Source organism: Sorangiineae bacterium MSr12523 (genome assembly GCA_037157775.1).
Taxonomy (GTDB): domain Bacteria; phylum Myxococcota_A; class Polyangia; order Polyangiales; family Polyangiaceae; genus Pendulispora; species Pendulispora brunnea.
Map to the genome: position 1 here is coordinate 12,903,816 of CP089982.1, position 24,677 is coordinate 12,928,492.

22 protein-coding genes are annotated in these 24,677 nt (G+C 62.6%); 17 read left to right on the forward strand and 5 right to left on the reverse strand.

All coding sequences use genetic code 11. From position 1 onward, the window contains the following. Positions 1-28 precede the first annotated feature (28 nt). The 3 genes from LZC95_51380 (at position 29) to LZC95_51390 (ending at position 2,504) form a co-directional block, all read left to right on the forward strand. Positions 29-907: a ThuA domain-containing protein gene (locus tag LZC95_51380; protein ID WXA94813.1), complete on the forward strand. Its 879-nt coding sequence runs from the start codon at positions 29-31 to the stop codon at positions 905-907. After that, positions 904-1,884, forward strand: a complete 981-nt coding sequence (locus LZC95_51385; GenBank protein WXA94814.1) for a proline iminopeptidase-family hydrolase — start codon at positions 904-906, stop codon at positions 1,882-1,884. Before LZC95_51380 ends, LZC95_51385 begins: the two co-directional genes overlap by 4 nt. Positions 1,885-2,030: 146 nt before the next feature. Continuing rightward, positions 2,031-2,504, forward strand: coding sequence for a hypothetical protein (locus LZC95_51390; GenBank protein ID WXA94815.1), 474 nt, complete (start codon positions 2,031-2,033; stop codon positions 2,502-2,504). Between the two features lies 1 nt (position 2,505). On the opposite strand, the gene LZC95_51395 is transcribed toward LZC95_51390, so the two are convergent. Continuing rightward, complete coding sequence (locus tag LZC95_51395) at positions 2,506-3,147, reverse strand: LysE family transporter (protein ID WXA94816.1); 642 nt, start codon at positions 3,145-3,147, stop codon at positions 2,506-2,508. A 482-nt stretch (positions 3,148-3,629) separates the two neighbouring features. On the opposite strand from LZC95_51395, the gene LZC95_51400 reads away from it, so the two are divergent. Then, on the forward strand, positions 3,630-5,303 hold the full coding sequence (locus LZC95_51400; protein WXA94817.1) for a protein kinase: 1,674 nt from the start codon (positions 3,630-3,632) through the stop codon (positions 5,301-5,303). 2 nt (positions 5,304-5,305) lie between these two features. Continuing rightward, positions 5,306-6,190, forward strand: a complete 885-nt coding sequence (locus LZC95_51405) for a hypothetical protein (GenBank protein ID WXA94818.1) — start codon at positions 5,306-5,308, stop codon at positions 6,188-6,190. 4 nt (positions 6,191-6,194) lie between these two features. On the opposite strand, the gene LZC95_51410 is transcribed toward LZC95_51405, so the two are convergent. Further along, positions 6,195-7,052 (reverse strand): LamG domain-containing protein, encoded by an 858-nt coding sequence (locus tag LZC95_51410; protein WXA94819.1) that lies wholly within the window; start codon positions 7,050-7,052, stop codon positions 6,195-6,197. A gap of 329 nt (positions 7,053-7,381) precedes the next feature. Between LZC95_51410 and LZC95_51415 the strand changes: the two genes are divergently transcribed. After that, on the forward strand, positions 7,382-8,695 hold the full coding sequence (locus tag LZC95_51415) for an amidohydrolase family protein (GenBank protein ID WXA94820.1): 1,314 nt from the start codon (positions 7,382-7,384) through the stop codon (positions 8,693-8,695). Positions 8,696-8,753: 58 nt separating this feature from the next. Then, positions 8,754-8,975, forward strand: a complete 222-nt coding sequence (locus LZC95_51420; GenBank protein ID WXA94821.1) for a hypothetical protein — start codon at positions 8,754-8,756, stop codon at positions 8,973-8,975. Positions 8,976-9,080: 105 nt separating this feature from the next. On the opposite strand, the gene LZC95_51425 is transcribed toward LZC95_51420, so the two are convergent. Next, positions 9,081-11,243 (reverse strand): prolyl oligopeptidase family serine peptidase, encoded by a 2,163-nt coding sequence (locus tag LZC95_51425; protein WXA94822.1) that lies wholly within the window; start codon positions 11,241-11,243, stop codon positions 9,081-9,083. Between the two features lie 309 nt (positions 11,244-11,552). Between LZC95_51425 and LZC95_51430 the strand changes: the two genes are divergently transcribed. The 10 genes from LZC95_51430 to LZC95_51475 all read left to right on the forward strand — a co-directional run bounded on the left by LZC95_51430 (position 11,553) and on the right by LZC95_51475 (position 21,386). Beyond that, positions 11,553-11,813 (forward strand): hypothetical protein, encoded by a 261-nt coding sequence (locus LZC95_51430; protein WXA94823.1) that lies wholly within the window; start codon positions 11,553-11,555, stop codon positions 11,811-11,813. A gap of 32 nt (positions 11,814-11,845) precedes the next feature. Beyond that, positions 11,846-12,175, forward strand: a complete 330-nt coding sequence (locus LZC95_51435; GenBank protein WXA94824.1) for a hypothetical protein — start codon at positions 11,846-11,848, stop codon at positions 12,173-12,175. A 31-nt stretch (positions 12,176-12,206) separates the two neighbouring features. Beyond that, on the forward strand, positions 12,207-13,778 hold the full coding sequence (locus tag LZC95_51440) for a hypothetical protein (protein ID WXA94825.1): 1,572 nt from the start codon (positions 12,207-12,209) through the stop codon (positions 13,776-13,778). Further along, entirely contained in the window at positions 13,775-14,713 is a 939-nt protein-coding gene (locus tag LZC95_51445) for a DUF5829 family protein (protein WXA94826.1), read from the forward strand. Before LZC95_51440 ends, LZC95_51445 begins: the two co-directional genes overlap by 4 nt. A 275-nt stretch (positions 14,714-14,988) precedes the next feature. After that, on the forward strand, positions 14,989-15,837 hold the full coding sequence (locus LZC95_51450; protein WXA94827.1) for a LysR family transcriptional regulator: 849 nt from the start codon (positions 14,989-14,991) through the stop codon (positions 15,835-15,837). 147 nt (positions 15,838-15,984) lie between these two features. Next, positions 15,985-16,986 carry an isocyanide synthase family protein gene (locus LZC95_51455; protein ID WXA94828.1) on the forward strand — a complete coding sequence of 334 codons (1,002 nt, stop codon included), beginning with the start codon at positions 15,985-15,987 and terminating at the stop codon, positions 16,984-16,986. After that, positions 16,983-17,834 carry a TauD/TfdA family dioxygenase gene (locus tag LZC95_51460; protein ID WXA94829.1) on the forward strand — a complete coding sequence of 284 codons (852 nt, stop codon included), beginning with the start codon at positions 16,983-16,985 and terminating at the stop codon, positions 17,832-17,834. The genes LZC95_51455 and LZC95_51460 overlap by 4 nt, the downstream gene beginning before the upstream one ends. Continuing rightward, on the forward strand, positions 17,831-19,312 hold the full coding sequence (locus LZC95_51465; protein ID WXA94830.1) for a 4-hydroxyphenylacetate 3-hydroxylase family protein: 1,482 nt from the start codon (positions 17,831-17,833) through the stop codon (positions 19,310-19,312). Before LZC95_51460 ends, LZC95_51465 begins: the two co-directional genes overlap by 4 nt. Next, on the forward strand, positions 19,300-20,463 hold the full coding sequence (locus tag LZC95_51470; protein ID WXA94831.1) for a multidrug effflux MFS transporter: 1,164 nt from the start codon (positions 19,300-19,302) through the stop codon (positions 20,461-20,463). Before LZC95_51465 ends, LZC95_51470 begins: the two co-directional genes overlap by 13 nt. Continuing rightward, the gene (locus LZC95_51475; protein ID WXA94832.1) at positions 20,460-21,386 is read left to right on the forward strand and encodes a DUF1259 domain-containing protein; all 927 of its coding nucleotides are present in this window, start codon (positions 20,460-20,462) and stop codon (positions 21,384-21,386) included. Before LZC95_51470 ends, LZC95_51475 begins: the two co-directional genes overlap by 4 nt. On the opposite strand, the gene LZC95_51480 is transcribed toward LZC95_51475, so the two are convergent. Then, positions 21,328-22,578: a glycosyltransferase 87 family protein gene (locus LZC95_51480; protein WXA94833.1), complete on the reverse strand. Its 1,251-nt coding sequence runs from the start codon at positions 22,576-22,578 to the stop codon at positions 21,328-21,330. The two genes, LZC95_51475 and LZC95_51480, sit on opposite strands and share 59 nt — an antisense overlap. 130 nt (positions 22,579-22,708) lie before the next feature. Next, entirely contained in the window at positions 22,709-24,625 is a 1,917-nt protein-coding gene (locus tag LZC95_51485; GenBank protein ID WXA94834.1) for a glycosyltransferase family 39 protein, read from the reverse strand. Positions 24,626-24,677: the final 52 nt, after the last annotated feature.

Below are 24,677 nucleotides of genomic sequence, written 5' to 3' on the forward strand. Positions count from 1 at the left end.
CCATTGGATAATTCACGGGGAGATCCATATGACGTATGCATCCGCTCTCACGCGTCGTTCCATCCGACCGGCCATGCTGCTGGCCATCTTCGTGACCGCTGCAGGATGTGGAAGCGACGGCTCGGGGGAGGCGAACGCGACGGCTTCGGCCGTTGATGACACCGGGAGCAATTTGGCGGCGACGCCCAAGGTGAAGGTGCTCAGCATCGGGCAGCTGAAAGTGAACGGCGAGGACGAGATCCACGCGCCGTTCGTAAACGCGGCGACGACGTGGCTCAAACAAATTGCCCCGGCGAACAATTTGGAGATCACGTTCGTCGAGAGTCCCAATGGGATCACGGACGCGGTGCTCTCGAAGTACAATATGATTCTGCAGCTCAATTACGTGCCATGGGGTTGGAATCGGACGGCACAAGCTGCCTTCGAAAAGTACATCTCCGAGGGCCGTGGCGGTTGGGTGGGGCTGCACCACGCGGGCCTGTATGGTCCCGAGGTCCAGCCGGAGACCGAACCACTGTGGACGTGGTATGGCGACTTCCTCGGGAAGATCAATTACCAGAATTACATTGCCTCGTTCGCCGAGGCCACCGTCCGCATCGAAGACCGCTCGCACCCCATCTTCGCCGGCGTGCCCGCCAAATTCCAGGTGACCAAGGACGAATGGTACACCTGGGACAAGAGCCCGAGGCCCAATGTCCACGTTCTCGCCAATGTCGACGAGAACTCGTACAAGCCGCCGTCGGACATCAAAATGGGAGGCGACCACCCCGTGGTGTGGAGCAACCCGAAGTACAGGGCCAAGAACGTGTACATCTTCATGGGGCACCATCCCAATCTCATGCAGAATACGGCCTACAAGACGCTTTTGAAGAATGCCATCGTTTGGGCGGGTACACCCAAGAGATGAATCGCCGTTCGTTCATCTCGTCGGGGGCCGGAGCGCTGATGATGGCCGCGTGCACGAAGACCGAAAGCACGGCCGCCGTGCTCCCGACGGATGGACGGATTCGCAGCGGCGGCGCCCGCATGATTGAAATCGAGGGCGGCTACCACGTCTGGACCAAAAAGGTGGGCGATGCGCCCATCAAGCTTCTGTTGTTGCACGGAGGTCCTGGCGTCGACCACTCCTATTTCGAGTGCTTCGAGGACTTTCTCCCGCAGAATGGAATCGAGTTTTACTATTACGATCAACTCGATTCGACCTATTCCGACAAGCCGAACGATCCGAAGCTTTGGACCCTGGAGCGCTTTCGCGACGAGGTGGAGTCGGTTCGCAAGGGGCTCGGGCTCGAGGGGTTTTATCTTCTCGGTCACTCCTGGGGTGGCATTCTGGGGATCGAATACGCCCTGGCCTATCCGGAGCATTTGAAGGGGCTGATCATCTCGAACATGCCCGCGGGGGTCCGGTCCGCGGAGGTGTATGCGCGCTCGCTGCGGGCCGAGCTTCCCCCGGATACACAGGCCATTCTCGACAAGTACGAACGCGAGGGGAAGTTCGACGCGCCGGAGTATCAGCGTGTGATGATGGACGTGTTCTACACGCGCCACCTATGCCGGCTGCCCCGCCCGTGGCCCGAGCCCATGGAGCGCATCTTTCGCCACTTCAACCGCGACATTTACAATTACATGCAGGGCCCGAACGTCATGTCCGTCACCGGGACCTTGAAGAATTGGGACCGCTGGGCCGACCTTCCGCGCATCCGTACGCGGACCCTGACCATTGGGGCAAAGTACGATGAGATGCCGCCGGAGGAGATGAGGAAAATGGCTACCCTCATGCCCAATGCGCGCTCGTGGATCTCGGACAAAGGCGCCCACATGACCATGTGGGACGATCAGCTCGCATACGTTCGCACGGTCATCGACTTCCTGAAGTCCGCCTGAAAGGCTCGCGTAGCGCGTCGCTTGGCGCAATAGGGGGAAATCCTCGTGCCCACCTCCAGGAGCTCCCGGCCATCCTTGAGGATATGCGCTCATTCCATTCGGGCTTATGGGGTTATGCCGCCTGTGCTGGCGCGCTTTTTACCATCGTGGCATTCGCCGCGTGCAGCGATGACAATGATGGGCCACCGAACAAGCCCTCGGGCGGAAGCGATGCAGGCTCGGACCAGAGCACTACACCGTTGCCGGACACCGGCACCGTGGACAGCGCTTCGGGCGACGCCGGGACGTGCGACTACGATCAAAAGACGGCGGATGGAGGCCGATGCGATCTGCGCAAGACGCACGTGAGAATGTCGCGGCTCGCCGCCCTGAGTTGCGAGGCCATCACGCGCGGGCAATTCTGCGATCGCATTTTCTTCCAGGTCCCCGCGGACGCCGGTGCCAGCGTTTCGGCCATTGCGCCGAGCTTCAAGTGCGCACCTGGAGGCCAAGGTTTGCAATGCACGTGGGAAGACCCGCCCAATCAGCTCGACGAAAACGGCTTTGCGCAGATCTGCGCGCTGACCACGAGTTCGATCGATCTTTCGGACGAGGGAATCACGTGCATGATTTACCTCTGAGCTACTTCACCGCACGGGCGCCTTGCAGGACGAGGCGGAAACCGAGCAACCCGAGGAAGGCCCCGGTGATGCGATCGGCCGCAGTCTTGAACCGCCCGTAGATGGTGCGCGCGCGGCTCGTCGAGAGAACCGTGGCGACGAAGGAATACCAAAGTGTCTCGTCGACGATGACCATGAGCAGCACCGCCAGGCGGAACGCGAGGGACGCCTCGCGCGGCAAGACGGTAATGAAGATCGAGGCGAAGAACACCGAGACCTTGGGGTTCGCGAGCTGCACGCGCATCGCGCCGAGAAAGATTCGCGCATCGCTGGTTGGGGGCGCACTTCCCGGTGCGGGCAGCGGATCCTTCGCGTGCTGGGCAATGCGGTACGCGATGTAGACGAGGTACAGCCCGCCGGCGATCTGCGCTACGCGGTACAACTCCGCGACCCGCTCGAAAAGCGCGGCGAGGCCAAGCAGCGCGCCGGCCGCCCACACGGCAGCACCTGCACTCATACCGAGTGCCGCCAGGAGACCCGCCCGCCGCGAGCGGCTTGCAGCGGATTGCGCCACAAAAATGAAACTCGGGCCCGGTGAGGCGCATGCGAGCAAATGGGCGATGGCCAGGGTGGCCAGCGAGGCCAGCATTGTGGAAGCGTGCATGAGGTCCAAGATGTAGGGCCACCCCGGCACATGCGACCACTGTTTCTTTCCAGTGTCGTGGCTACGGGCAACTCGCTCCCATGGCCGGGCAAGTTCGAAGTCTTCGAACGAAAGTCGTATATCGCGAAGACGATAGCCCGTTGTTACGGCCGCGCTTTCCCTTCGAGCAATTGACCAATCTCGAAAAGGAATCGCGCATTTGCAACGCTCATTGCCTGTTTGCCCAGCGCGCGCATCGTCAGGAGATAGCCGGCGACGCCACGAGTATTTACGCACTGGCATCCCGTGTATCGGGACGCTGAGCCTTTCGGGTGCAGGCGACAACATTAGTAATGATGATGGTAGACTATTACGCCAACGCCCCTATTTTCGGTCATTACTAAATAAGCAAAGGAACCGATGGGACGGTAATCTCACTCGAGGGTGTGTGCCCGCAAAGTGAGCAAGCAGCAAGAGTAACCATAGGTTATGCTTGGAGTGCAGTGCCCACGGCGACTCTGACTCCCACTCCGATTCCGAGCCCGATTCAGATCGCGAAGCGTTATGCGCTGCACGCTGAAATCGCATCGGGCGGCATGGCCGCGGTGCACTTTGGCCGCTGGTATGGACCCATGGGGTTCGCCCGCGTGGTGGCCATCAAGCGCCTGCACGCGCAATTCGCGCGAAATCCCGATTTCGTCGCCATGTTCCTCGACGAGGGGCGAGTTGCCGCGCGGGTTCGTCATCCCAACGTGCTGCCCACGTTGGACATCGTGGTGACGGACAAAGAGCTTTTCCTCATCATGGAATACGTCCACGGCGAATCGCTGGCGCGCCTCGTTCGTCGTTCGCGCGAGCGCGGTTATCCGCCGCCGCTCCGCGTCGTGGGCAGCATCATGAGCGGCGTGTTGCATGGCCTTCACGCGGCGCACGAAGCGCGCGACGAGCATGGCGAATTGCTCGGCCTCGTGCATCGCGACGTCTCACCGCAAAATGTGCTCGTTGGATGCGATGGCATTGCGCGCCTGCTCGACTTTGGCGTCGCCAAGGCCGCCGGTCGCGTGCAGACATCGATTTCCGGGCAACTCAAGGGCAAGCTTTCGTACATGCCGCCGGAATTGTTTCGCGGCGAAACATCGCGCCAAACGGATGTGTACGCGGCGGCGGTGACGCTCTGGGAGCTCCTCACGGGCAATCGTCTGTTCAAAGGCGACAACGAGGCGATGGTCATCGACCAGATCCTCAACCGCCCCGTGACGCCGCCGAGTGACCTCATGGTGAAGGGGCACATGTCCGCGCAAACGAGCGCCGCGCTCGACAAGGTGACATTGCGCGGCCTCGAGCGCGATCCTTCGCGGCGCTATGCCACCGCGCGCGAAATGGCCGTGGCGCTGGAGCGAGCCATCGGTGTCGCTTCGTCGTCCGAGGTTGGCGAATGGGTCGAGGCGGTGGCGCAAAAGGACCTGCGTCGCCGCGCCGTGCAGCTGGCTGCTTTGGAAAAGAGCAAGCCCTCCCCCGAGGAGCTGGAGGCCGCGCCCGAGACGAATATGGGGCCGATTCCGGGGACGGACATCGGGGGGCACTCGGGGTCGCAGATTTTCCTGCGGCGGACGCTCCCCGACGACGAGTTTACCTTCGTCCCCACACCCGTGCCGGTGAGTCAGCCGGAGAGCCACTCGCGTCTCTCCGTGGGTTCGCAGAGCGATCCGTGGCTCGAATACGTGCGTGAGCGCAAGCGTCGCAACGCCTTCATCGTGGCGGCGATTGCCCTGGGTGCGCTGGCAGGGCTCATGGTGCTGGCGGTGGTCTGGCGCGCGCGCGGTGGTTCTCTTTCGCCAAAGCCAGCGCCGTACGCCGCGGTCACGGCATCGGCATCGGCGCCGCTCACCGCCACGGCGTCGCATGCCCCACCGCCGCCGGTGCCTGCGGAGACAGCCAAGCCGGCACCGTCCATCGAAGCGCGCGCGATTGCACCGACGGAGGTAGCTCCGAGCGACGCAGGCGCGCGCGCCCCCGCGAAGAAGACGAGCCCCGCCCAGAGTCATAAACGCGCCCCGACGCCGATTGCCGCACCGGTGCCCGCGGCCCCGCCCGCGCAAACGAGTGCGGCGACCTGCGATCCGCCTTATGTCGTCGATGCGGCGGGCCATAAACAATACAAACGCGAATGCCTATGACGATGACGAAAAAGTTCGTTCTGGTGAGTGCACTCGGATCCGTCGCGTGGATGCTCGCACCGTCCGCCTCCGCACAAACGAAAGAGCAATGCGCCGCAGCGGCAGAGCAGGGCCAGAAGCTTCGCGACGAGAAAAAGCTCCTCGAGACGCGGAGCAAGTTTCTCCTTTGCGCGAGCGAGTCCTGCCCTGCCGTCGTGCGGAAGGACTGCGTGAATTGGTTGTCGGATATCGACTCGCGCATTCCCTCCGTGGTCTTTCGCGCGCAAACTTCGGGGGCGCGCACCCTCTCTGCGGTGCGTGTCATCGTGGATGGCCAGCGATCGGTCGAGGGCCTCGACGGACGAGCGGTCCCGATGGAGCCTGGGACGCACAAGGTGCGGTTCGAGAGCGAAGGTCGTGTGCCGGTGGAGCAAACGATCGTGGTCCACGAGCGGGAACGAAACCGCGCGGTGACGGCGACGTTCGAGGAGGTCGCATCCGAGGGCAGCAGCTCGCGTGAGCGCGATACCTCCCCACCATTGGTACCGCCGCCCGCCGAATCATCCGGGGGCGGTGGCCGGACAGGCGCGTTCATCTTGGGGGGCGTGGGGCTGCTCGCCGCCGGGGGCGCTCTCTATTTCGGTATCACCGGTTTGCAGGAGACGCGCGACTACCACGACGGTTGCGCCAAAACGAAGAACTGCCAGAGCTCGGATGTCGACGGCACGCGGACCAAGCTTCTCCTCGCAGACATCGGAGGTGGTGTTGCCCTGGTCAGCCTCGGCGTGGCGACATATCTGTTTATCCGTTCCGCCTCGACATCGAAAAAAGAAGCGCGCAATACCCCACACATCGCACTAAGCCCCATTCGGGGCGGTGCGATGGCGGGTATCGATGCTGCGTGGTAGGTGCTTACTTACTGTTTGCGGCGTTGTAATGCGCTTGAATGCGGTCCGCCGTGAGCGCGCGGTCGTAGATCGCAATTTCGTCGAGCGAGCCTTTGAATGCATGGTCGCCACCCGAATTGGCGCCGAACGATAGCGTCGCACCCGTGCCGAGTATGCTCAGGCCGAAGGACGCGCTGGCTGCCTCGACCCCATTGTAGAAGATGCGTCCCCGCATGCCGTCGAAGGTGGCCACGACGTGCGCAAATTTCGTGCTGACGGACGTGGTGTAGCTCACCACGTCCGTTCTATCGCCCAGCGTTCTCGTATAAATCCAAATGGCTTGGTTGCTCGCGACAGGGCTCGGGTTGACCAACAGCAAATAGCCCGTGCCGTCGATGGCGGATTTCTTCGCAATGATATATGCAGCGTTGCCCCCATCCCATTTGACCCATGCCTCGAGCGTGCACGGGGCTTTGCCCGAAAAGTCGAATACATCGCCAACGCGAACGCGGCTCCCGGACTGCCCATCGAATCGCGCGGCCGTGTCGTTCGAAACGACGCCGGCGGCGCCGAGGAAAACCCCTTGTTCATAGGTACCCGCATTCCCCGCAATTTCATCCCTCGAGGCGGTACCTGAAGGCTCTCCAAGTCGCCAATAGCCAACAGGCCGATCGGTGCGGACTTCTGCGGCATATTTGGGGCCAGGTGGAGTGGCATCTTTGTCCGTATTCTTTGCATCGCCGAAGCCAGTATCCACTGGCGATCCGTCCAGCGCTGCATCGACGCCGTCCTGTCCCGCTCCATCCCAGAATGCATTTCCGCCGTCTTTCGTGAGGTCCGGCCCTTGTGGCTCGCCGCCCCCGGGAAAATCGAGATCGGCCAAAAGGGTGCAGCCCGCAACGGACGCCGCAAGCCACGGAATCGCAGAAAATACGAAAAAGTGGGAGAATCGAGTATTTCGGCAGCGTCTTCGCCTTTGCCCCGTCGGGGCCGTCGTCGACACTCGCATATCGGCAAGAAGGTATCGCGCCCCACGTAATTGTCGAGCGGCACGAGGGTGGAGAAAGTTGATCCTTTAAATAAGCAAACGTATGGCGGCAATAGAAATGAATTCAAGACATCGGAGCGGTTAGTGATCACTTCTCTCGCGACGTCGCGAGAATCGAAGTTCAAGCGTGGCCATTGAATCGGTCGCTCGATAGTGTCCCGCACATGGGTCGAAGGGTTTTGGGCGCATTCGGCGTAGTTGCCATGGCCATCGGGGCTTTTTGCCTTTGGCCGACCAAGCCGCCCTGTGTTCACGTCACCGGCCATCGTGCGCTTCATTTTCGCGGCGGCCGCGTTTTCGACGGCGACCGCGTGCTTACGGGCAGTGACGTTCTCGTCGTGGACGGGAGCATTGCCGCGCTCGGGGAAATCTCGTGCATCGACGAGGGAGACGCGGAGGTGGAGGAGGTGGACGCCCGAGGTCACACGCTTTTGCCGGGTCTCATCGATGCGCATACGCACCGGAGTGCGAGTGAAGAGTCACTCGCCGAGGCCATTGCTTTTGGCGTCACGACGGAAATGGACATGGCCGGTTCCCGTCCGGCTCGGCTTGCCGAGATGCGCGCACAGGACAATCCGCAATGGGCCGATGCCTTCGGGGCGGGCGTCCGGGTGACGGCCCCGGGAGGTCACGGGACCGAGTTTGGGAATCGGGGTCCCACGCTCGCGCGTGCCGAAGATGCGGACGCCTTCGTCGAGGCCCGCGTGCGCGAGGGGTCGTCGTTCATCAAGTTGATCATCTCGAGCGAATTGCCGACCTTGAACGAGGAGAAGGCCCGCGCCGTCGTTGACGCCGCCCACGCCCGCGGTCGGCGGGTTGTCAGCCACGTCAACTTCCGCGTCGACGCCGAGGTGGCCGTGGCCGCAGGTGTCGACGGGCTGGCCCACGTGTTCATCGATCGGTTCAATGGGCGATTTCGGAACGGTAAGGCGGTGGGCTGGGATCGCGCGGCGGTGCAGCGCCTCGTGGAGGAAATGGGGCGCCGGCACATCTTCGTCGTTCCGACGCTCAGCGTGCTGCAGGGCACGTGCGGGCTGGCGCCGGGCAAGGCGGTTTTGAACGATCCGCGGCTGGCGCCTCGTCTGGGTGAGCGCGCAAAACACGTTCTGGCCGCCGAAGCATGGGCGGTCGATTCGGACCGCGATTGCTTCGCCCACGTGCTGGAATCCGTTTCGATGCTACACGGCGCGGGGGTGCCCATCCTCGCCGGCACCGACGCGGGAAACGCCGGCGTCACCCACGGCGCCAGTCTGCACGGCGAAATGGAGCTGCTCGTCAAAGCGGGCCTATCGCCCATCGAAGCGCTGCGCGCGGCCACCTCCGTCCCCGCCGCCTCGTTCGATGCGATCGCCGACCGCGGCCACATCGCCGTGGGCGCCCGCGCCGATCTGCTCCTGGTCGCGGGAGACCCCACCGAGGACATTTTGGCCACCCGCGCGATCGCCCGCGTCTACAAACATGGTGTGCGCGCTCATTGAACGCGCGCGCGTTTCAGCCAATGATGCTGCCCAGACCTACGAATGAAGGGTGAGGCGAGTGGACGCTGTATTCGTTGTTCAGCATGCCTACGAACGGGATGAATCCGAAGAGATCAAGTTCATTGGCGTCTATTCGACTCGAGTGAAGGCGGAAGCCGCCGTGTTGCGGCTCAAGGAACAACCGGGGTTCCGAGAGCACCCGGACGATTTCCACATCGAGCGCTACGAGATTGACAGGGACCATTGGGAAGAAGGATTCGTGACGGAACGGCACGGGTGAAACAGAGGGGCACGGTTTCGCGACGGGGCGAGAATGTGTGCCGTATGGTCCACGGAAGCGGTGGCTGCCATAGGCGCACGGGGTGATCGTGTCGCGCCGTCGGAATCATTGAACGGCGGCGTGGGCGGTGATGGCGGCGCGGGCGAAGGTGTAGATATCGGCTTCGCTTTGGACCCAGTGGGTGGCGGTGGTGGCGCCTCCGTGGGCGGCGTCTCGTTCGAGGCGGTAGAGAACGGTGGCGGCGGGGGCGGCTGCGTGCAGGGCGGCGACGAACTTGCGGCCGTGCATGGGATTGAGGCGGTCGTCGTCGGTGCTGGCCGTGACGAGAACCCACGGATATCGGACTCCAGATTTCACGTTATGGTAGGGCGAATAACGTAGGAGTGCGGCGAATTCGTCGGATTTTTCTGGGTCACCGAATTCTGCGGTCCAGAGAGGACCGTAACCGCCGATGCGGTAGCGGACCATGTCCGTGCACGGTACCTCGGCGATGACGCCCGCGTAGAGGTCTGGACGTTCCGTCATGGCAACGGTGGTCAAGAGTCCACCTGCGGACTTGCCTCGAATGACGAATTGCGAGGGCGTGGTCCAGTGGTCGTGAACCAATTGCTCGGAAGCGGCAATGAAATCGGCATAGACGTTTGCGCGTTTTTGCCTCATGCCGGCGCGGTGCCATTCGTCGCCGAACTCGCCTCCGCCGCGAATCATGGCTTCGGCGTAAATTCCACCTCGGTCGAGCCAGGCCTCGATGCCTTTTCGATACCCTGGTTCGAGTGTGATGCCAAACGCGCCGTAGGCATGGAGAATCAGCGGGGCTGGCTGGTTTCGCGGAGTCGACTTGGCGCGGACCACGAAGATGGGGCCTCGCGTTCCGTCGGGCGACGTGTAGAGGACTTTTTCCGTGATGTATGCGCTGTCCGAGGCGCGCTCTTTCGCCAAGGGAAACCGTTCCAGCGCGAAGCTTGGAGAGCGCATCACGTACGGCGTCATGGGTTGCGTGTAGCTTGCAAAGGCCACCGTTCCCTCATTATAGGGAGGGGGCACGATCAGCCCCGAAAGGGAACCTACTCCGGGCGGCTGGACGTTGCGAACGTAGGTGCCGTCGAGACGATGAATGGCGTACTCGTTCTCGCCGCCCTTCCTGTATTCGATGGCCATATGCTTTTCGAACAACCCGAAATGCGTTATCGACGCATCCTCGCGCTGATGCACGATCTCGCGCCACCGGTCACGTTCGGGGTGCAGCATGTCCGCGAGGAGCATGCGCCTCCGCGGAGCGTCTTCCGTGGTCACGACGTACAGGAGGTTCCCGCGATGATCGCTGCTGTACTGCGCATCACGATCCGGTGTGAAGGGTTTCCACACGCCATGTTTCGACGCCCGGTCGAATACCGTGTAGGCGTTCTTCGTCGTCCCGTACCAGCGCGAAGCGATCAACCAGCGGCCATCGTCGGATAGACCGGGGACCTCGAGGACGCCGTCTTCATGGTGTGGCTCCTTGACGATGGTGTCCGCGTCTGCGGCGGTTCGCAAAAGGTGATATTGAATGCGGGATTGAGCCGCGCGTTTTTCGGGTGAAAGATCGAGGTGGTTCGGCGACCACGTGTAATAGAAGCCTTTTTCATTGGTATCCCAAACGGGGTACGAATGCCGCATGTTGCCTACGCGATCGGGCAGCCATGCTCGGGCACGTACGTCGAACACGCGGCCTTCCAAGGCATCGCCGCCTTTGTTGCTCATGCAAAAGATGACGTAGCGCCCGTTGTGGGAGACTCTCCACCACATCGCAATGAGCTGCTCGTTCGGGTCGAGCCGATCCAAATCGACCAGGGCCGTCTCTTTCTTGGTCGCCGGATCGTATTCGAAATAGGTGCCCCGCTCGTGTGGGGCGTCGCGCCGGGCATAATAGTAGCGGCCGCCCTTTTTGATCGGCACATCGAGCCATTCGGAGTTTCGGCTGATTCTTTCCAGCTCGCCCGCCAGCGCGGGGCGCTCCGGGACCGCCTGCAGGAGCGCCCGGGCTTGGCGATCCTCGGCATTGGCCCAGTCGAGAACGGCGGGGTCGTTGCCGTCCTCGAGCCAGCGAAACGGGTCCGCCACCGAAACACCGTGAAAAGTTTCGACGACCCCTGAGCGCGCACTGGCGGAGTTCGTCGTGGCGGTGGGGGCTGCGGCCGCTGGGCTTACCTTGGCGGACGATGTGTTTGAACGCGGCGCGCACGCCGCCGCAGCGGAAACGAGCACAGTGACGACGATGGACGCTCTCATGCCTCTGGAGTCGACCACGACTCCGTCGAAGTTGCTCGTCCGATCGAGGTTGTCGATCCAGCTGCCAAAACGGCAATTCAATAAACGAATGACGCGGTCAATGTGACGACTTGACCATCACGCCAGGTTGGCGCGCCGGATCCGTCTGCAATACGGGCCCGCAGAGATGGGCATTCGAGGAATACGGATTCGAACAGGAAGGTTTTTCTGCGCTACGAAGACGTTTTTCATCTCATCGAGATCTGGATTGGCGAGTCCCAGTGGGGGAGCGATGTGTGGTTGCAGTTTGCACTGTGTCATCCGCCGTCGATGGATATCGTGTTTGCGTGGTTCGTGGAGCGCGCAGCTCGGCTGCTGGGCGGTGACGTATTCGTTTCCGACGGCAATCTATTCGTCGCCCCCACTTGGGACGGCCTCGCCGATGCCATTCGTTGCAGCATCCCTGAAGAGCGAGATATGTGGAAAAAGTGCTTCGGCACCGCGGTGAGCCGAGAGACCTGCGAGGGGGCGATGAAGAAATACGTTCTACCGCTGTGCGTCCCGGGCCCGGGCACCCGTGACGCGGCTTGAATTTGCGCCTGCAGTTCGCGATAGGTGCGACGATGAAACATCGCACCCCGTTCACGCTGTTCGTCCTCGCCGCTGTCGCGGTTCTGGGCTGTTCGACGACGTTCCAGGGCTCCTCCCGCATCAAGGAAGGCGCTGCAGGCTGCCGCGTGAAATGCGAGGCCCAGGGGCTCGATTTCGCCGGCATGGTTTTCATGGGTAGCTACACGGAAGGCTGCATTTGCCAGGAACGCGGTCGCGCGTTGGCGTTGACGGACGCGGCGTCCGCTGCCGGTTCCGTGATCGCCGTGCAATCGCAAACGGACCCGGTTCACCAGCCGGCATTGTATTCGCCGACGCCGCCCATGCCCGCGATGACTCCGTGATGTGCCGCAACGTCGCGAAAATGGGGCTCGCATGAGCTCTGCGGGCAAGCACGTACGGGAACAAGTGCGTATGCTCCAGGGCTTCGACGTGGGTCGCATGCCGGAAAAACACCCTCCGCAATCCGCACCGCAACGGCCCGTGTTTGCGGCCTTCCCGTCGTTTGCGGCGCTGTTTCCGACCAGCCCGCGTTCCGGGGAACCGCGTTACTCCTCGCTGCTAGGGTGCTCACCCGCCGATGCGGCCCAAAGCGTCCAGGCCGTACGCGACGCGGTTGCCCGAAGTGGGGAGCATGTCGACGCGGAAATCCATGAGCTTCTCGCGGACCGCAATTGGCGCGTGCAAGTGGTGGGGGCCGTGGCCCTGCTCATTGCAGGTTTGAACCGCCGTCGTAAAGCCGAGCTTTGGGCGGCCTTCGATCGAGGTTCATGGGTATCCCCGCAGCTTGCCGCCGTGGGCCACCTCATCGATCCGGACTTCGATGCGCGAGCGCGTGAGCGCATCGACACGGTGATCGAGCGCGTTCGACGCGATGTGGAGTCTGGCATCGAGTCGGTGGACGATTGGTTGGCAAAGGCGACGATGGCTCTGGTGCAGCTATGCGAATGGCGCGAAACGGCGGCATCATGGATCCGCGAACGCACCGAGAACGAAATGCTCCAGCGGATTGCGGCCCGCGATGTCGACAAGGGTGGATTCATCGCTCAGCATTGGGCAAACGCGGTCGGTGAGTTGCTGCCATCGGTACGGCGGAGCAAGAGCTCGGCGCTTGCCGCTGCGTGTTATCGAGCGATGCGCGGGCTCGAAGGGGAGGTGCTTCGCTTCGTCGACGACATGATCGATATCCTCGCTTTCGCGACAACGATCGAAGCGCGCGGCCACGGCCGAAATGCGATTGAGTTCATCGTGGGCTCGGACACGAGCTGGATCTGGATGGACCTCGCCAATTCGTTCTTTCGAAGCGTGTGCGCACGTCTGGCTGTCTCCTTCGCGGTGGCATCCGGTGGCTCTCCGATGCCCTACGGTGGCCACGTCGTGGCGCCCATGACGATCCGCCACACCGTGTTCGACGTGGAAATGACCATGAAGAACAACCCGGGCGATACCTGGTTTCGCTTGACCGCGCATCCCTCGGAATGGGATCCCGTGCAGAGCGATCTTCGTCCACACGGTATCCGACTTCGCGCGCATGAAACCTGGACCGTGCGCCGCCTCGGCGAGCGAAACACCTGGATTGCCCATTCGTTCCAATATTCACAGCGGCCGCCGGACCAAGCGCCCATCTCCGTGGCGTTCGCCGTCCACCCGACGGACGATTCCGTGGACGCATTCGCATCCCAGATCATGGGCAGGCGCGTTCAGCAGGGATATCCCGAGCGGTTCGACGCGGAAATCGCCGGCGCGACTTGCCTCGGTTTCGCATGGACCGATGGCATTCTCTCCATCGAGAGCTACTTCGTCTCCGTCGTTCCCGGCGAAATCCTGGAAGTCTCCTTCGCCGCCGATCCCCACCAATCGCCACTCGGCGCCTCACCCAGGGCCGTCTACGACGCCTTATCTGGTTACGTCCGAATCGAGCAGGAGCAAATATGCCGCGGTTCATGATTCGTGAAACACTCGCCCTTGGGATCCTGAGCTCACTTGGCCTTTTGGCCGCATGCGCCTCCCGCGAACCTCCTCCCGCGCGCCCACCCGCATCGGCAACATCGGCGCCCGTCGTTGCTAGTTCCAAGGTGCGGCTCAATCACGTTCTCGGCCAGTTCGACGAGGAGACGGTGACCGCGATCTCGAAGAGCCCCTTCATCACGGAAACCTTTGCCGGCACCAACCTTTCGACGACGCAGGCCGATGGCCGTTCCTGGACGGGGTTCTATGTAACGGGGCGCGAGACGTACGTCGAATTCTTCGGACCGTCACCGAAACAGAGGACGGGCGAGGGCGGTATCGGTCTGGGCGTCGACAAGATCGGCGAATTGGATGCCATGGTGAACAGGGTTCGTTCTTCGAACACACCGATCCGCGTGCGCACGCTGAACCTCACCAAGTCGGACGGAACCGAAATCCCTTGGTTCAAATCCGCAAAGCTGCTGCCTGAGCGCGACGACACCTGGTTGGAATGTTGGGTCATGGAGTACCTGCCCGATTTCATGTCCTTGAAGAAGTTCGCCGCCTTTCGCAGCGGGCCCGAGGACATCACGCGTGCGACCTTCAACGCCAAGGGATACCATCCGGAACGCCTGCTCCGAGACGTGCGCGGTGCGCATTTTCTCACGCCCGCCCGCGAACGCGACGAGTTCGCCGAGTCACTCACCGCTTACGGGTGGACGGTGACTCGCACGGGTGACGACGTCACTGCCCTCAACGATGGCGTCGAGTTGCGCGTGACCGCTGACCCGGTGCGTCGCGGCCTGGTCGAGCTGCGCTTTGCCCTCACGCGGCCGACGAACCACGAGACGATGACGCTCGGTCATTCGACGCTCGAGGTTGGGCCGGATGCCGCCGCGGTTTGGCGCTTTGCGCCCACCCGTGACGAAAAATAATTTCGTACCAAATGATCCGTCGGGGCCATCGAACGCGCCAATTTGACATCGGCCGAGCGCTCGCAAGGCGCGATCATCGGGTGTTCTTACAATGAGAAGAAAGGCTTTCCATTGAGCTAGAATGCCATTGTTGCACCGCATGGAACACACCGATGCATCCGCATTGACTTGTTGATGCAACGACAATCATGCACATTGCTCCATGACTCCAGGAAAAGGGCCGGGAGAAACCTGAGGGCGGGTGAAGGTCGGCTCGAAACGGGAGATTCGGGCCGATGCTGCCGAGTGCTACGGAGTTAAAGTACTTTCTCGAAATTGCCAAGACCTCGAATCTATCGCGGGCCGCCGTGAGGCTGGGAATTACACAGCCGGCGCTCACCCAGGCGATGAAGAAGCTCGAGGCTTCGGTGGGCTCGAAGTTGCTCTTGCGCACACGCACCGGCGTGCAGCTGACCAAGGCCGGGGAACGGACGGCCGGACGCGCCGCTCATTTGCTCGAAATGTGGGAGTCCGTGCAGGCGGCGGCGAAGGCCGATGATACGGAGGTCAAAGGCCGTTATCGGCTTGGATGCCACCCCTCGGTCGGGGCCTACATGTTGCCGAAATTCTTCAGCGATCTTACCGCGCAAGCCCCCGGCATCGAGATCCAATTGGCCCACGATCTTTCCCGCCGGATCACCGAAGCGGTCATCGACTTTCGCGTCGACCTGGCGTTCGTGGTCAATCCCGTGGTGCACCCCGATCTCGTGCTCAAAAAGCTCGGCACCGACGTGGTGACCGTGTTCGAGGTCGAACGAGGGCGTTACGAGCACGATCTCTTTGGAGATCCCGAGCTTTTGCAGACGCAATACGTCTTGAAAAAACTTGGGGCGCGTTCTCTCCACATCCGACGTTTCATCGGATGCCCAAGCTTGGAAGTGATTCGCGCGCTCGTTTCTTCCGGCGCGGGATTCGGTATTCTGCCGTCTCGTGTGGCGCGATGTGGGCCTGGCATGCGTCTCTGCAGCGTCCCATCCATGCCGAGTTTTCACGACGAGATATATCTCATTTACCGCAACGAAGTACTGGCCTCCCGCGCGGGTAAAGCGTTGGTGGCCATTGCTTCGACGGCGCTCACGGGTTGAGACTTCGCGCTCTCGACACGCTCGCGCTATCGCGCCCACAGATATAACTCTTACTTATTGCAGTCAGTGACGCGATTCATTCGTCTTGGGAATGACATCGCGTTAAGTTGAGTCGCCCTCTGATTTCACGAGGCAACGACACCGACCATGCACACGACCCAAACGTGTTACGGCACCCGTCCATCGACAGGGCTCGACATCGCTGCACCCGAGGAAGCCTGGAAACTCGGCACGCAACTCTTGATGCACGTCATGCGCGCTCGCCGCGTGCCCGCAACTGGCGTTAGCTGCGGCGATTCGCCGTGCGCCGAGTGCCTTGCTCCGCATCTTGCCCGCGTCGTCACAGCGGTTGCGCGCCGCGAGCCTGTCTCCTTCGTATTGCCTGCATTCCCGGGCAAATCTCCCAATCCGTCCAAAGTGCTCGGCCCCATGCCCGACATGGCCGAACAGCGCTCGCTCGAGTTCCTTGCGACGCTCTGCGAGCGCATCCAGCGCGAATATGCGCCCGGCGCACGTGTCATCCTCTGCTCCGATGGCCGTGTCTTCAATGACATCGTCGGGATACGCGACGTCGATATTACCGGCTACCAGCACGAGCTGTCGGCCATGATGGCCCGCATTTCGACATCGTCGTTGGCGACGTTCAACCTCGATCAAGTCTTCGAAGGTCTCTCCTTCGAGAGCATGCGCGAGCGGCTCATGCTCGAATACGGCGAATCGCTGGAAGCCCTGCGCAACGCGGTTCGCGCCGGGGGGGAGCCGCACCGCCTCTATTGCGGAATCACGCGATTCCTCGTCGAGGATGCCACGCGGCCCGACGGCACCGCCTCACGCAGCGCCTTGCAGCGCGAATGCCGCCGCCGCGCCTACGAGGTCATTCGCCGCAGCCAAGCGTGGGGTCGCCTGCTCGAGGCGCACTTTCCGCAATCGGTTCGGCTGTCGATTCACCCGCAGACGTGCGGCAGCGAAAAACTCGGAATTCACATGATGGAAACGGCCGACAGCTGGCTTACTCCTTGGCACGGTGTGGCGGTCGACATGGGCGGGCGGTTCGTCTTGCTCAAACGCATCGAGGCCGAGGCCCTGGGGGCCCGCGTCGTTGCCCGCGAAGGGCGCGCCAGCCATTACGAATTGACGGGTGCATCATGACCACGACGTACGATACGCATTCCGTAGAGCAGGTCACACCCTTCGGCGTGATGATTCGCGCCCGCGGCCCCGAACGCCACCCGTCGGAACTTGCCATTGGCCCGCTCCGCGAGCTTGCGCGAAAGCACCATTTGCTCGTGCTTCGCGATTTCCTCCCCTTCGACGATGCCGATGCCTTTGCCGAGTACTGCGCCCGGTGGGGTGAGGTGAGCATCTGGCCCTTTGGCAAGGTGCTCGAGCTCATCGAGCAGGACGATCCGCAAGACCATATCTTCGACAACAACTACGTCCCGCTGCACTGGGACGGAATGTACCGGCCGCAGGTGCCCGAATTTCAAGTCTTCCACTGCGTGCGCGCGCCGCTGGCGGGCCAAGGCGGGCGAACCACCTTTTCCAACACCGTGCTTGCGCTCGAGCGTGCGCCGCTCGCCACGCGCGAACTCTGGAAAAGAGTGACGGGCATCTACCACCGAAAAATGGAATTTTACGATAGCAAAACCATCTCGCCGGTCGTGACGGCCCACCCCGACCGCGGATTCCCGGTCATTCGCTACAACGAGCCGGCCGACGCGAACGATGAGAGCTTCGTCAACCACCCGAATCTCGAATTCACCGGTGTCTTCGCCGACGAACTCCTCGAATTCCACCGCAGCCTGCAGGCCGCCCTCCGTGCGCCGGAAAACTACTATGCGCACGCCTGGCAAGCGGGCGATATCGTCGTCTCCGACAATTACACCTTGCTGCACGGGCGAGAGGCCTTCGTTTCCCGTGCCCCTCGCCACCTCCAGCGCGTGCACGTGTTGGGGGATCCTCCGCTGAACAACCCTGGCCTGGTGTCGTACCAATGAATCACTTGTTGACCGGCGAGGAATACCTCGAAAGCCTCCGCGATGCCCGCAATGTCTACGTGAATGGCGAGAAGGTCTCGGATGTCACCAAACACCCCGCCTTTCGCAATGCGGCGCGTTCCATTGCCCGGATGTACGATGCGCTGCACGATCCCGCCACGTCCGATGCGCTCACGGGCATCGACGCGTTCGGGACGCGGACGCACAAGTTTTTCAAGCCGAGTCGCAGCAGCCAAGACCTCGTGGAGGCGCGGGAGGCCATCGCGATCTGGTCGCGTATGGGCTACGGATTTCTCGGCCGGACCCCCGATTACAAAGCGGCGTTCATGGCCGGCTTGGCGGTCAATGCAGATTACTACGGGCCCTTCGCCAAAAACGCCGTGGCCTGGTACCGCGAATTCACCGAGCGGGCGCTGTACCTCAATCATGTGATCATCAATCCGCCCATCGACCGAAAACGCCCCATCCACGACATGGAGGACGTCTTCATTCGGGTCGTGCGCGAGACCGATGCCGGCATCGTGGTGAGCGGCGCGAAAATGCTGGCCACCGGCTCCGCCATCACCCACGCGAGCTTCGTCGCCCCGGTGGCCTCCGCGGTGCTCGAATCGGGCAAGGCCGAAGACTTTGCCACGGTGTTCTTCGTCCGCATGGACAACCCACGGGCGCACCTGTTGTGCCGAACTCCGTACGCGCGCAGTGCGCCCTTCGACCAGCCGCTGGCCAGCCGCTTCGACGAAAACGATGCCGTTCTCGTCTTGGACGAGGCGTTCATCCCCTGGGAGGACGTCCTCGTGTACCGCGACATCGAGCGGTCGACCGGGTTCTACGCCAAATCGGGTTTTGCCAATCTGTACAATTTTCAATCCGGCATTCGATTGGCCACCAAGCTCGATCTCATGACCGGGCTTCTCTCGCGGGGCGCAAAGGTCAATGGCACCGACGTCTTTCGCGGTGTGCAAGCGGCCATCGGAGAGCTCATCTCCATGCGCGACATGGTGTGGGGCCTCACCACCGCCATGGCCTACGATCCCGAGCCGAACGCCGGCGGCACCGTGGTGCCCAAGCTCGAATATGCGTCGGCCATGCGCGTGCACAATGCACAGATCTGGGACCGCGTGCACGCGCTCTTCGAGACCCACCTCGGCGGTGCGCCGCTGGTCGTTCCATCCAGCCACCGCGATCTGCAAAATCCCGAGCTTCGCCCGCTCATCGACCGCTATTACCGCGGCTCCGACACGAGCGCGCTCGAGCGCATCAAGCTGTTCAAGTTGGTGTGGGACGCCGTCGGCACGGAGTTCGGCGGGCGCCACGAGCTGTACGAGCGCAACTACTCGGGCAACGGCGAGCAAGTTCGACTGGACGCCCTCAAGTGGGCCACACGGCGGGGATCCATCCAGCGTTGCGAAGCCTTCGTGCAAGAGTGCATGGACGACTACGATCTCCAAGGTTGGACGCGCGGACCGTGGGTCGCGTAAACCTTCTCGTCCTTCTGGGGGCGCTGTCGGCCCTGGGGCCGCTCACCATCGATTTGAACCTTCCCGCGTTCCCCGCCATGGCCGCGGATTTCGGGGCGAGTGCCGCGCACATTCAACTCACCTTGACGGCCTGCTTGGCGGGTTTGGCCCTGGGGCAAGCGATGGGCGGCCCGCTGAGCGATCGCTATGGCCGCCGGGGGCCGCTCCTCGCGGGGCTTGCGGGGTATGTGCTCGTTTCCGCTCTCTGTCCTTTGGCCGGCTCCGTGGCGTGGCTCGTGGTCCTTCGCTTCGCGCAAGGTGCCTCCGCGGCCGTGGGCATCGTGATTGCGCGCGCCATCGTGCGCGATACCCACTCGGGAAAGGCGGCCGTGCGTGCGTTTTCCATTCTTGTCATGGTCCTGGGCGTCGCACCGATCGTGGCGCCCATCGTTGGTGCCCAGCTATTGCGAATTACCTCCTGGCGGGGCGTATTCGCCGTATTTGTCATTTATGGCTTGGTGGCGTCTGCGGCGGTTGCCAAAGGTCTCCCGCCGTTGCCTGCGCCCCAGCCGACGGGCCTTCGTCGAACTTTGGGGACCTTCCGCTCACTCCTCGGCGATCGTACCTATGCGACTTACCTGGCGGCGGTGAGTCTGACCATGGGGGCGTTCTTTTCATATTTGTCGGCATCGTCGTTCGTGCTCCAAAAAGGGTTTCACCTGTCGGCGCAACAATACAGCCTGGCCTTTGCCGTCAACGCGTGTGGTCTCCTGGGCACGGGGCAATTCAATCGGCACCTCGTGCAGCGCATTCCGGCGACCCGCCTGCTGCGCTACGGATTGACCACCACCGCCGTCGGGGCCGGGACGCTTCTCGTGGCGGCCACCAGCGGCGCGGGGCTGCCGTTCGTGCTGGCCGGCATGTTCATCATCGTGTGCAGCGTGAGCATGGTGATACCCAACGCCACGGCGCTGGCCATGGAGAATTATCCCCATGCGGCGGGCAGCGCATCGGCGCTTCTCGGCGTTTTTCAGTTTCTTTCCGGCGCAATCGTCGCCCCCATCGCCGGGCTCGGTCGCGATGGAACTCCGCTACCCATGGCCATCACCGCGGTCACTTGCGGCGCCGGTGCACTGGCCATCGTCACGAAAAACCAACGGGAGAAAGTATGATCATCACGAGACCCCTCAGCCAGCTCGCGCTTGCCTTGGCACTCGGCCTGACGGGATGTGCAGGCGGCGCGCGCGATGCGCACGTCGTCACCGAAACCACGGGTGCGACCGCCCACGACTATTCGTCGGTTGCCCGCGTGTTCGGCAAACAAGGGAAACCGTTTCCGGGTGGCTTGTACAAGTTCGAATTCCCGCGCACCGATTTGAAATTGACCGTGCGCGGGCTCGAATTGTCCTCGTCTCTCACCCATACGACGTCGTTCATCTTCTATCCGATGAAGAACGACCAGGTCATGGTGATGGCGGACTTCGTGGCCACGGAAACCGAGGCGCAGGCCGTGATGAGCAAACTCTCGGGCACCTCCGTCAAGATGGCCGCGATGCACAAGCATCTGCTCAGCGAAGAGCCGCGCGTGCTCTGGATTCATCTCATGGCCAATGGTGATCAAGCAGAGATTGCGCGCTTGGTGCATGGGGCGCTCGCGCAAACGGGGGCTTTGGGCGCGGCGCCGCCGAAGCCGGTGGAGCACACCGTGGATACGGCGAAGCTCGATCAAATTCTGGGTGGCACCGGCGTGATGGATGCGGGGGTGCGGCATTACCTCTTTCCGCGCAAAGAGAGCATGAAAATGCACGGAATGCCGGTGCCGTCCACGTTTGGCGCGATGGCGTCACTTCGCTTTCAGCCCACGGGCGAGGGCAAGGCGGCCATCAATGGCGACTTTGCGATGCTCGCCGACGAGGTGCAAGGCGTCGTCGATACCTTGCGCGCCCACGGAATCGAGATTGCGGAGTTGCACCATCACGATTTGTGGGACGAGCCGCGCCTCTTCTATTTGCATTTTTGGGCCAACGACGACGCGGTCAAGCTGGCGCGTGCACTGCGGGCTGCGCTCGATAAGACCAACGTCGGCCCCACGTGAGGACCACGGCGTAAAGAAGAATGAAGGAGTTGTGGTAGACGAGCTCGAGTCCATGCCACGGGCCAATGGCAAAGAGCGCGAACATATCTGGCATGTGCCGGCCGGTGACGAAGCCGATCGGCCATGCCAGCGTGCATAGTGCAAACGCACCAAAGAGGACCCTGCGGGTGGTGCGCGGGAATTCTTCCGCGTGGTGAAGCGCCACGATGGCGAGGGGGACGAGCCAGACCCAATGATGCGTCCAGGAAAAAGGCGATACCATGGTTCCGGTCATGCCACAGAGCACGATGCCCAAGAGGGTATGACCCGCGCGATGCACGGCTGCGGCGGTGGCCAATCCGATGACGGCGGTGACCAGGCATAGAAGAAGCCACGGCAGCTGGGTGGGGCTGGTTTGGTGCGTGAGACGGGTGACCAATCCACTCAAGGACTGATTGACACACGTTCCGTATTCGCCGATGCGCGATGCATGGGCGAAGGTGCCGCCCCACCATTCGATCGAATCCGTGGGTGCCAGAAGGAAGCCGAGCACCGCGGTGCCAGCAAAGGTCAGAGTGGCCACCAGGGCCGAGCGCGGGCGTCGGCTGCAAGCCAAATAGACGATGAAAATCGCGGGCGTGAGCTTGATTCCAGCGGCAATTCCTACCGCCACCCCTTGCCAGCGTTGCCAACGCGGTGTGCGCGGAATACCGAGGTCCCAAAGGATGAGCGCCATGAGCGCAATGTTGATCTGTCCGAAACAAAGGGTCAAAAGCACCGGTTCCAAGAAAAGAAACACGGCGGCGAGACCCAACGTGGCATACCGCAGCTCGCGCCCATCGTCATGGCCGAGCGCCCGCAGGGCGACCCAAATGGTCCACGCGAAAAGGAGCAGCTGCGCCATGGGCGCAAGAAGATCGGTCAGCCACCACGGCACCAGTGCGAGCGGGACGAACGTGAGGGCGGCGAAAGGCGTGTAAACGAAATTCAGTTTGTACCCGCCGGACGCGAGCTCGTAGAGCGGTGTGCCGGAAAGGATGGCTTGGCCGCCGTCCCGGTACGTGCGCAGATCGACCATGTCCAAAAGTGGATAGCGCTTGGGCATCGTGTACGGATGCAACACGATGAGCACACCCAAGAGCACGGTGGCGCCCACGGCGAGGCGAAAGCCATGGCGGGCGAACCACGCGAGGGACGGCGGCAATTGCGACATGATCAGTGTCCTCCAACGCAAGAGTCGATGGTTCTTGGCGGATTCGCGAGTTGTTGGCAGTTGAGCAGCGGCAGCGGGACAATCCCGGCGAGGCCGGCGCCTTCGTCCGTTCCTAACGTCCAGCAAGAGGTCATTTCGAACCTGACACGTTCAAGCGACTGTTGCCTTTGTGGCAATCGAACAGCACTTCCGGATTGCCGGGCGGGCCCGTGGGCTCGGTGGGGTTTGCGTAATCGGCAGGCGGGACGGGCTCGCAGTGCGATTGGACCCATTCCTGGCGCTCGCGCGCGATGGGGCCCCCCATTTTTCCGTGAAAGCCGCCGGTCAGCACATAGCGCAGTTGGCCTGCGGCAATGGCCGTGGAAAGGTCGTCCACCGTGGGCATGGGCGCCGAACCGGTGAATCCACCCATGGGAAGCACGCTGTATCCGGCGCGCAAATACGGGGCGGCCGTGTTGGCCGTGGGCACGGCGAACACGTAGCGCTCACCCTGGTGGTGGGCGGCGACATAAGCGATCAAGTTCTTGTTCGGCGTGCTCATATGCATGTCGCCGACGCTCATGGGAATGTGCACGTGTGCGGGAAAACCGTGCAGTGCGGCCATGGTTTGCGAGGAAAGCGGCCGCACCGGACCGGCCACAGGGCTGATCGTGGAGAGGCCTTTCATCGGGTTCCCCGATGCGGCGAGCGCCCAATGGGCTGGGGCCAGGAGCATCGCCGCCGCCGCCGCGCCGAGGGCCACACGTGGTTTCTGCCGAATGGCCAAAAGGACGCATGCGATGACGGTGAGCCCCGCGACGGCGGGCCACACCCACGGGAGATACTCCTTTTCGCGCAGCGATAGGAACACGGCGCAAATACCGGTCGTGGCCACGGCAATGGGAAATCCGCGTCCAATCCGGGCACCCGCGATCCATTGCTCGGCGAAGGCCACGAAGCCGGCACCGGTGAGGGCGGCGATTGCCGGGGCCAGGGTGGCGGTATAATAAGGATGGATATCCGACGTGGTGGAGAACTCGATGGCGTGCACGAGCAGCCAACTGCCCCACAGGATCCATCCGGCGCGAAGTGCGTCGGTGCGCGGGGTACCTCGGCGCAAGGCGATTCCCAGGGCGAAGGCCAGCGTCGCAAACGGAACGAGCCAGCTGATCTGCGGCCCGAGTGTGGCACCGAAAAGGCGACTCCAACTCGATTCGCCACCGAATGCCGCCATGATGGGCGCGTTCTTCCCGAATTGGATGAATCGCCCCAAGCCATTGTAGCCGAAGACCATTTCCCAAACGGAATTGTGTTGCGAGCCGTCGACGTACGGGCGTGCACTCGCGGGTGTGAGCGTGAGCAGCAGGGGCCAGAGCATGCTGATGCCGGCCATGACGGCGAGTGCCGCTGCGCCGCGACCGATGCGTTTTCCCAGCGAGCCAGGCGCCGCGACGAGGTACGTGACCCCGAGGCTCGGCAGCACGGCGAAGGCTTGTCCCATTTTGACTTGGAATGCCAGGCCGAGCCAAACGGCAGCGATCATGAGCGGGCGCAGGCGCTCGGTGCGGGTGGCCCGCAACGTGGCGTGTGCCGCGCACACTTGGCAAAACACCAGAGTGGTATCGGGGATGTTGATGCGTCCCAACGCGACCGTGATGGGCGTGAGTAGGACGACGAGGCCTGCCGCAAGCCCTGCTTTCGCACCGGCCCACGCACGGACGGTGTCGAACAACACCAACACGGTGGCCCCGAACAGCAGCGCTTGCGGAAGCGCGATGGACCAATCGGAATAACCGAACAGTCGTGCGCTGAGTGCCTGAAGCCAGAAAGCGCCCGGCATTTTGTCGAGGGTGATGCTCCCTGCCGGATCCAGCGCGCCGTACACGAAGGCATGCCAGCTGTCGCTCATGCTGCGCACGGCGGGCGCGTAGTAATAATGAGGATCGGCGCGGTGGACGCCCCAGAAGAGCAGCGCGAATGCACCTGCCGCCAAACAACCCGCGGCGACGGCCTCGCGCGACATGAAAATGCGCTCGCGCCGTGCATATGCGCTTTCGGCCACGTTCATCGTCGTCCCTTTCGCTGAAAAGGACTTATAGGAGGAACGCGGCCATAACGCC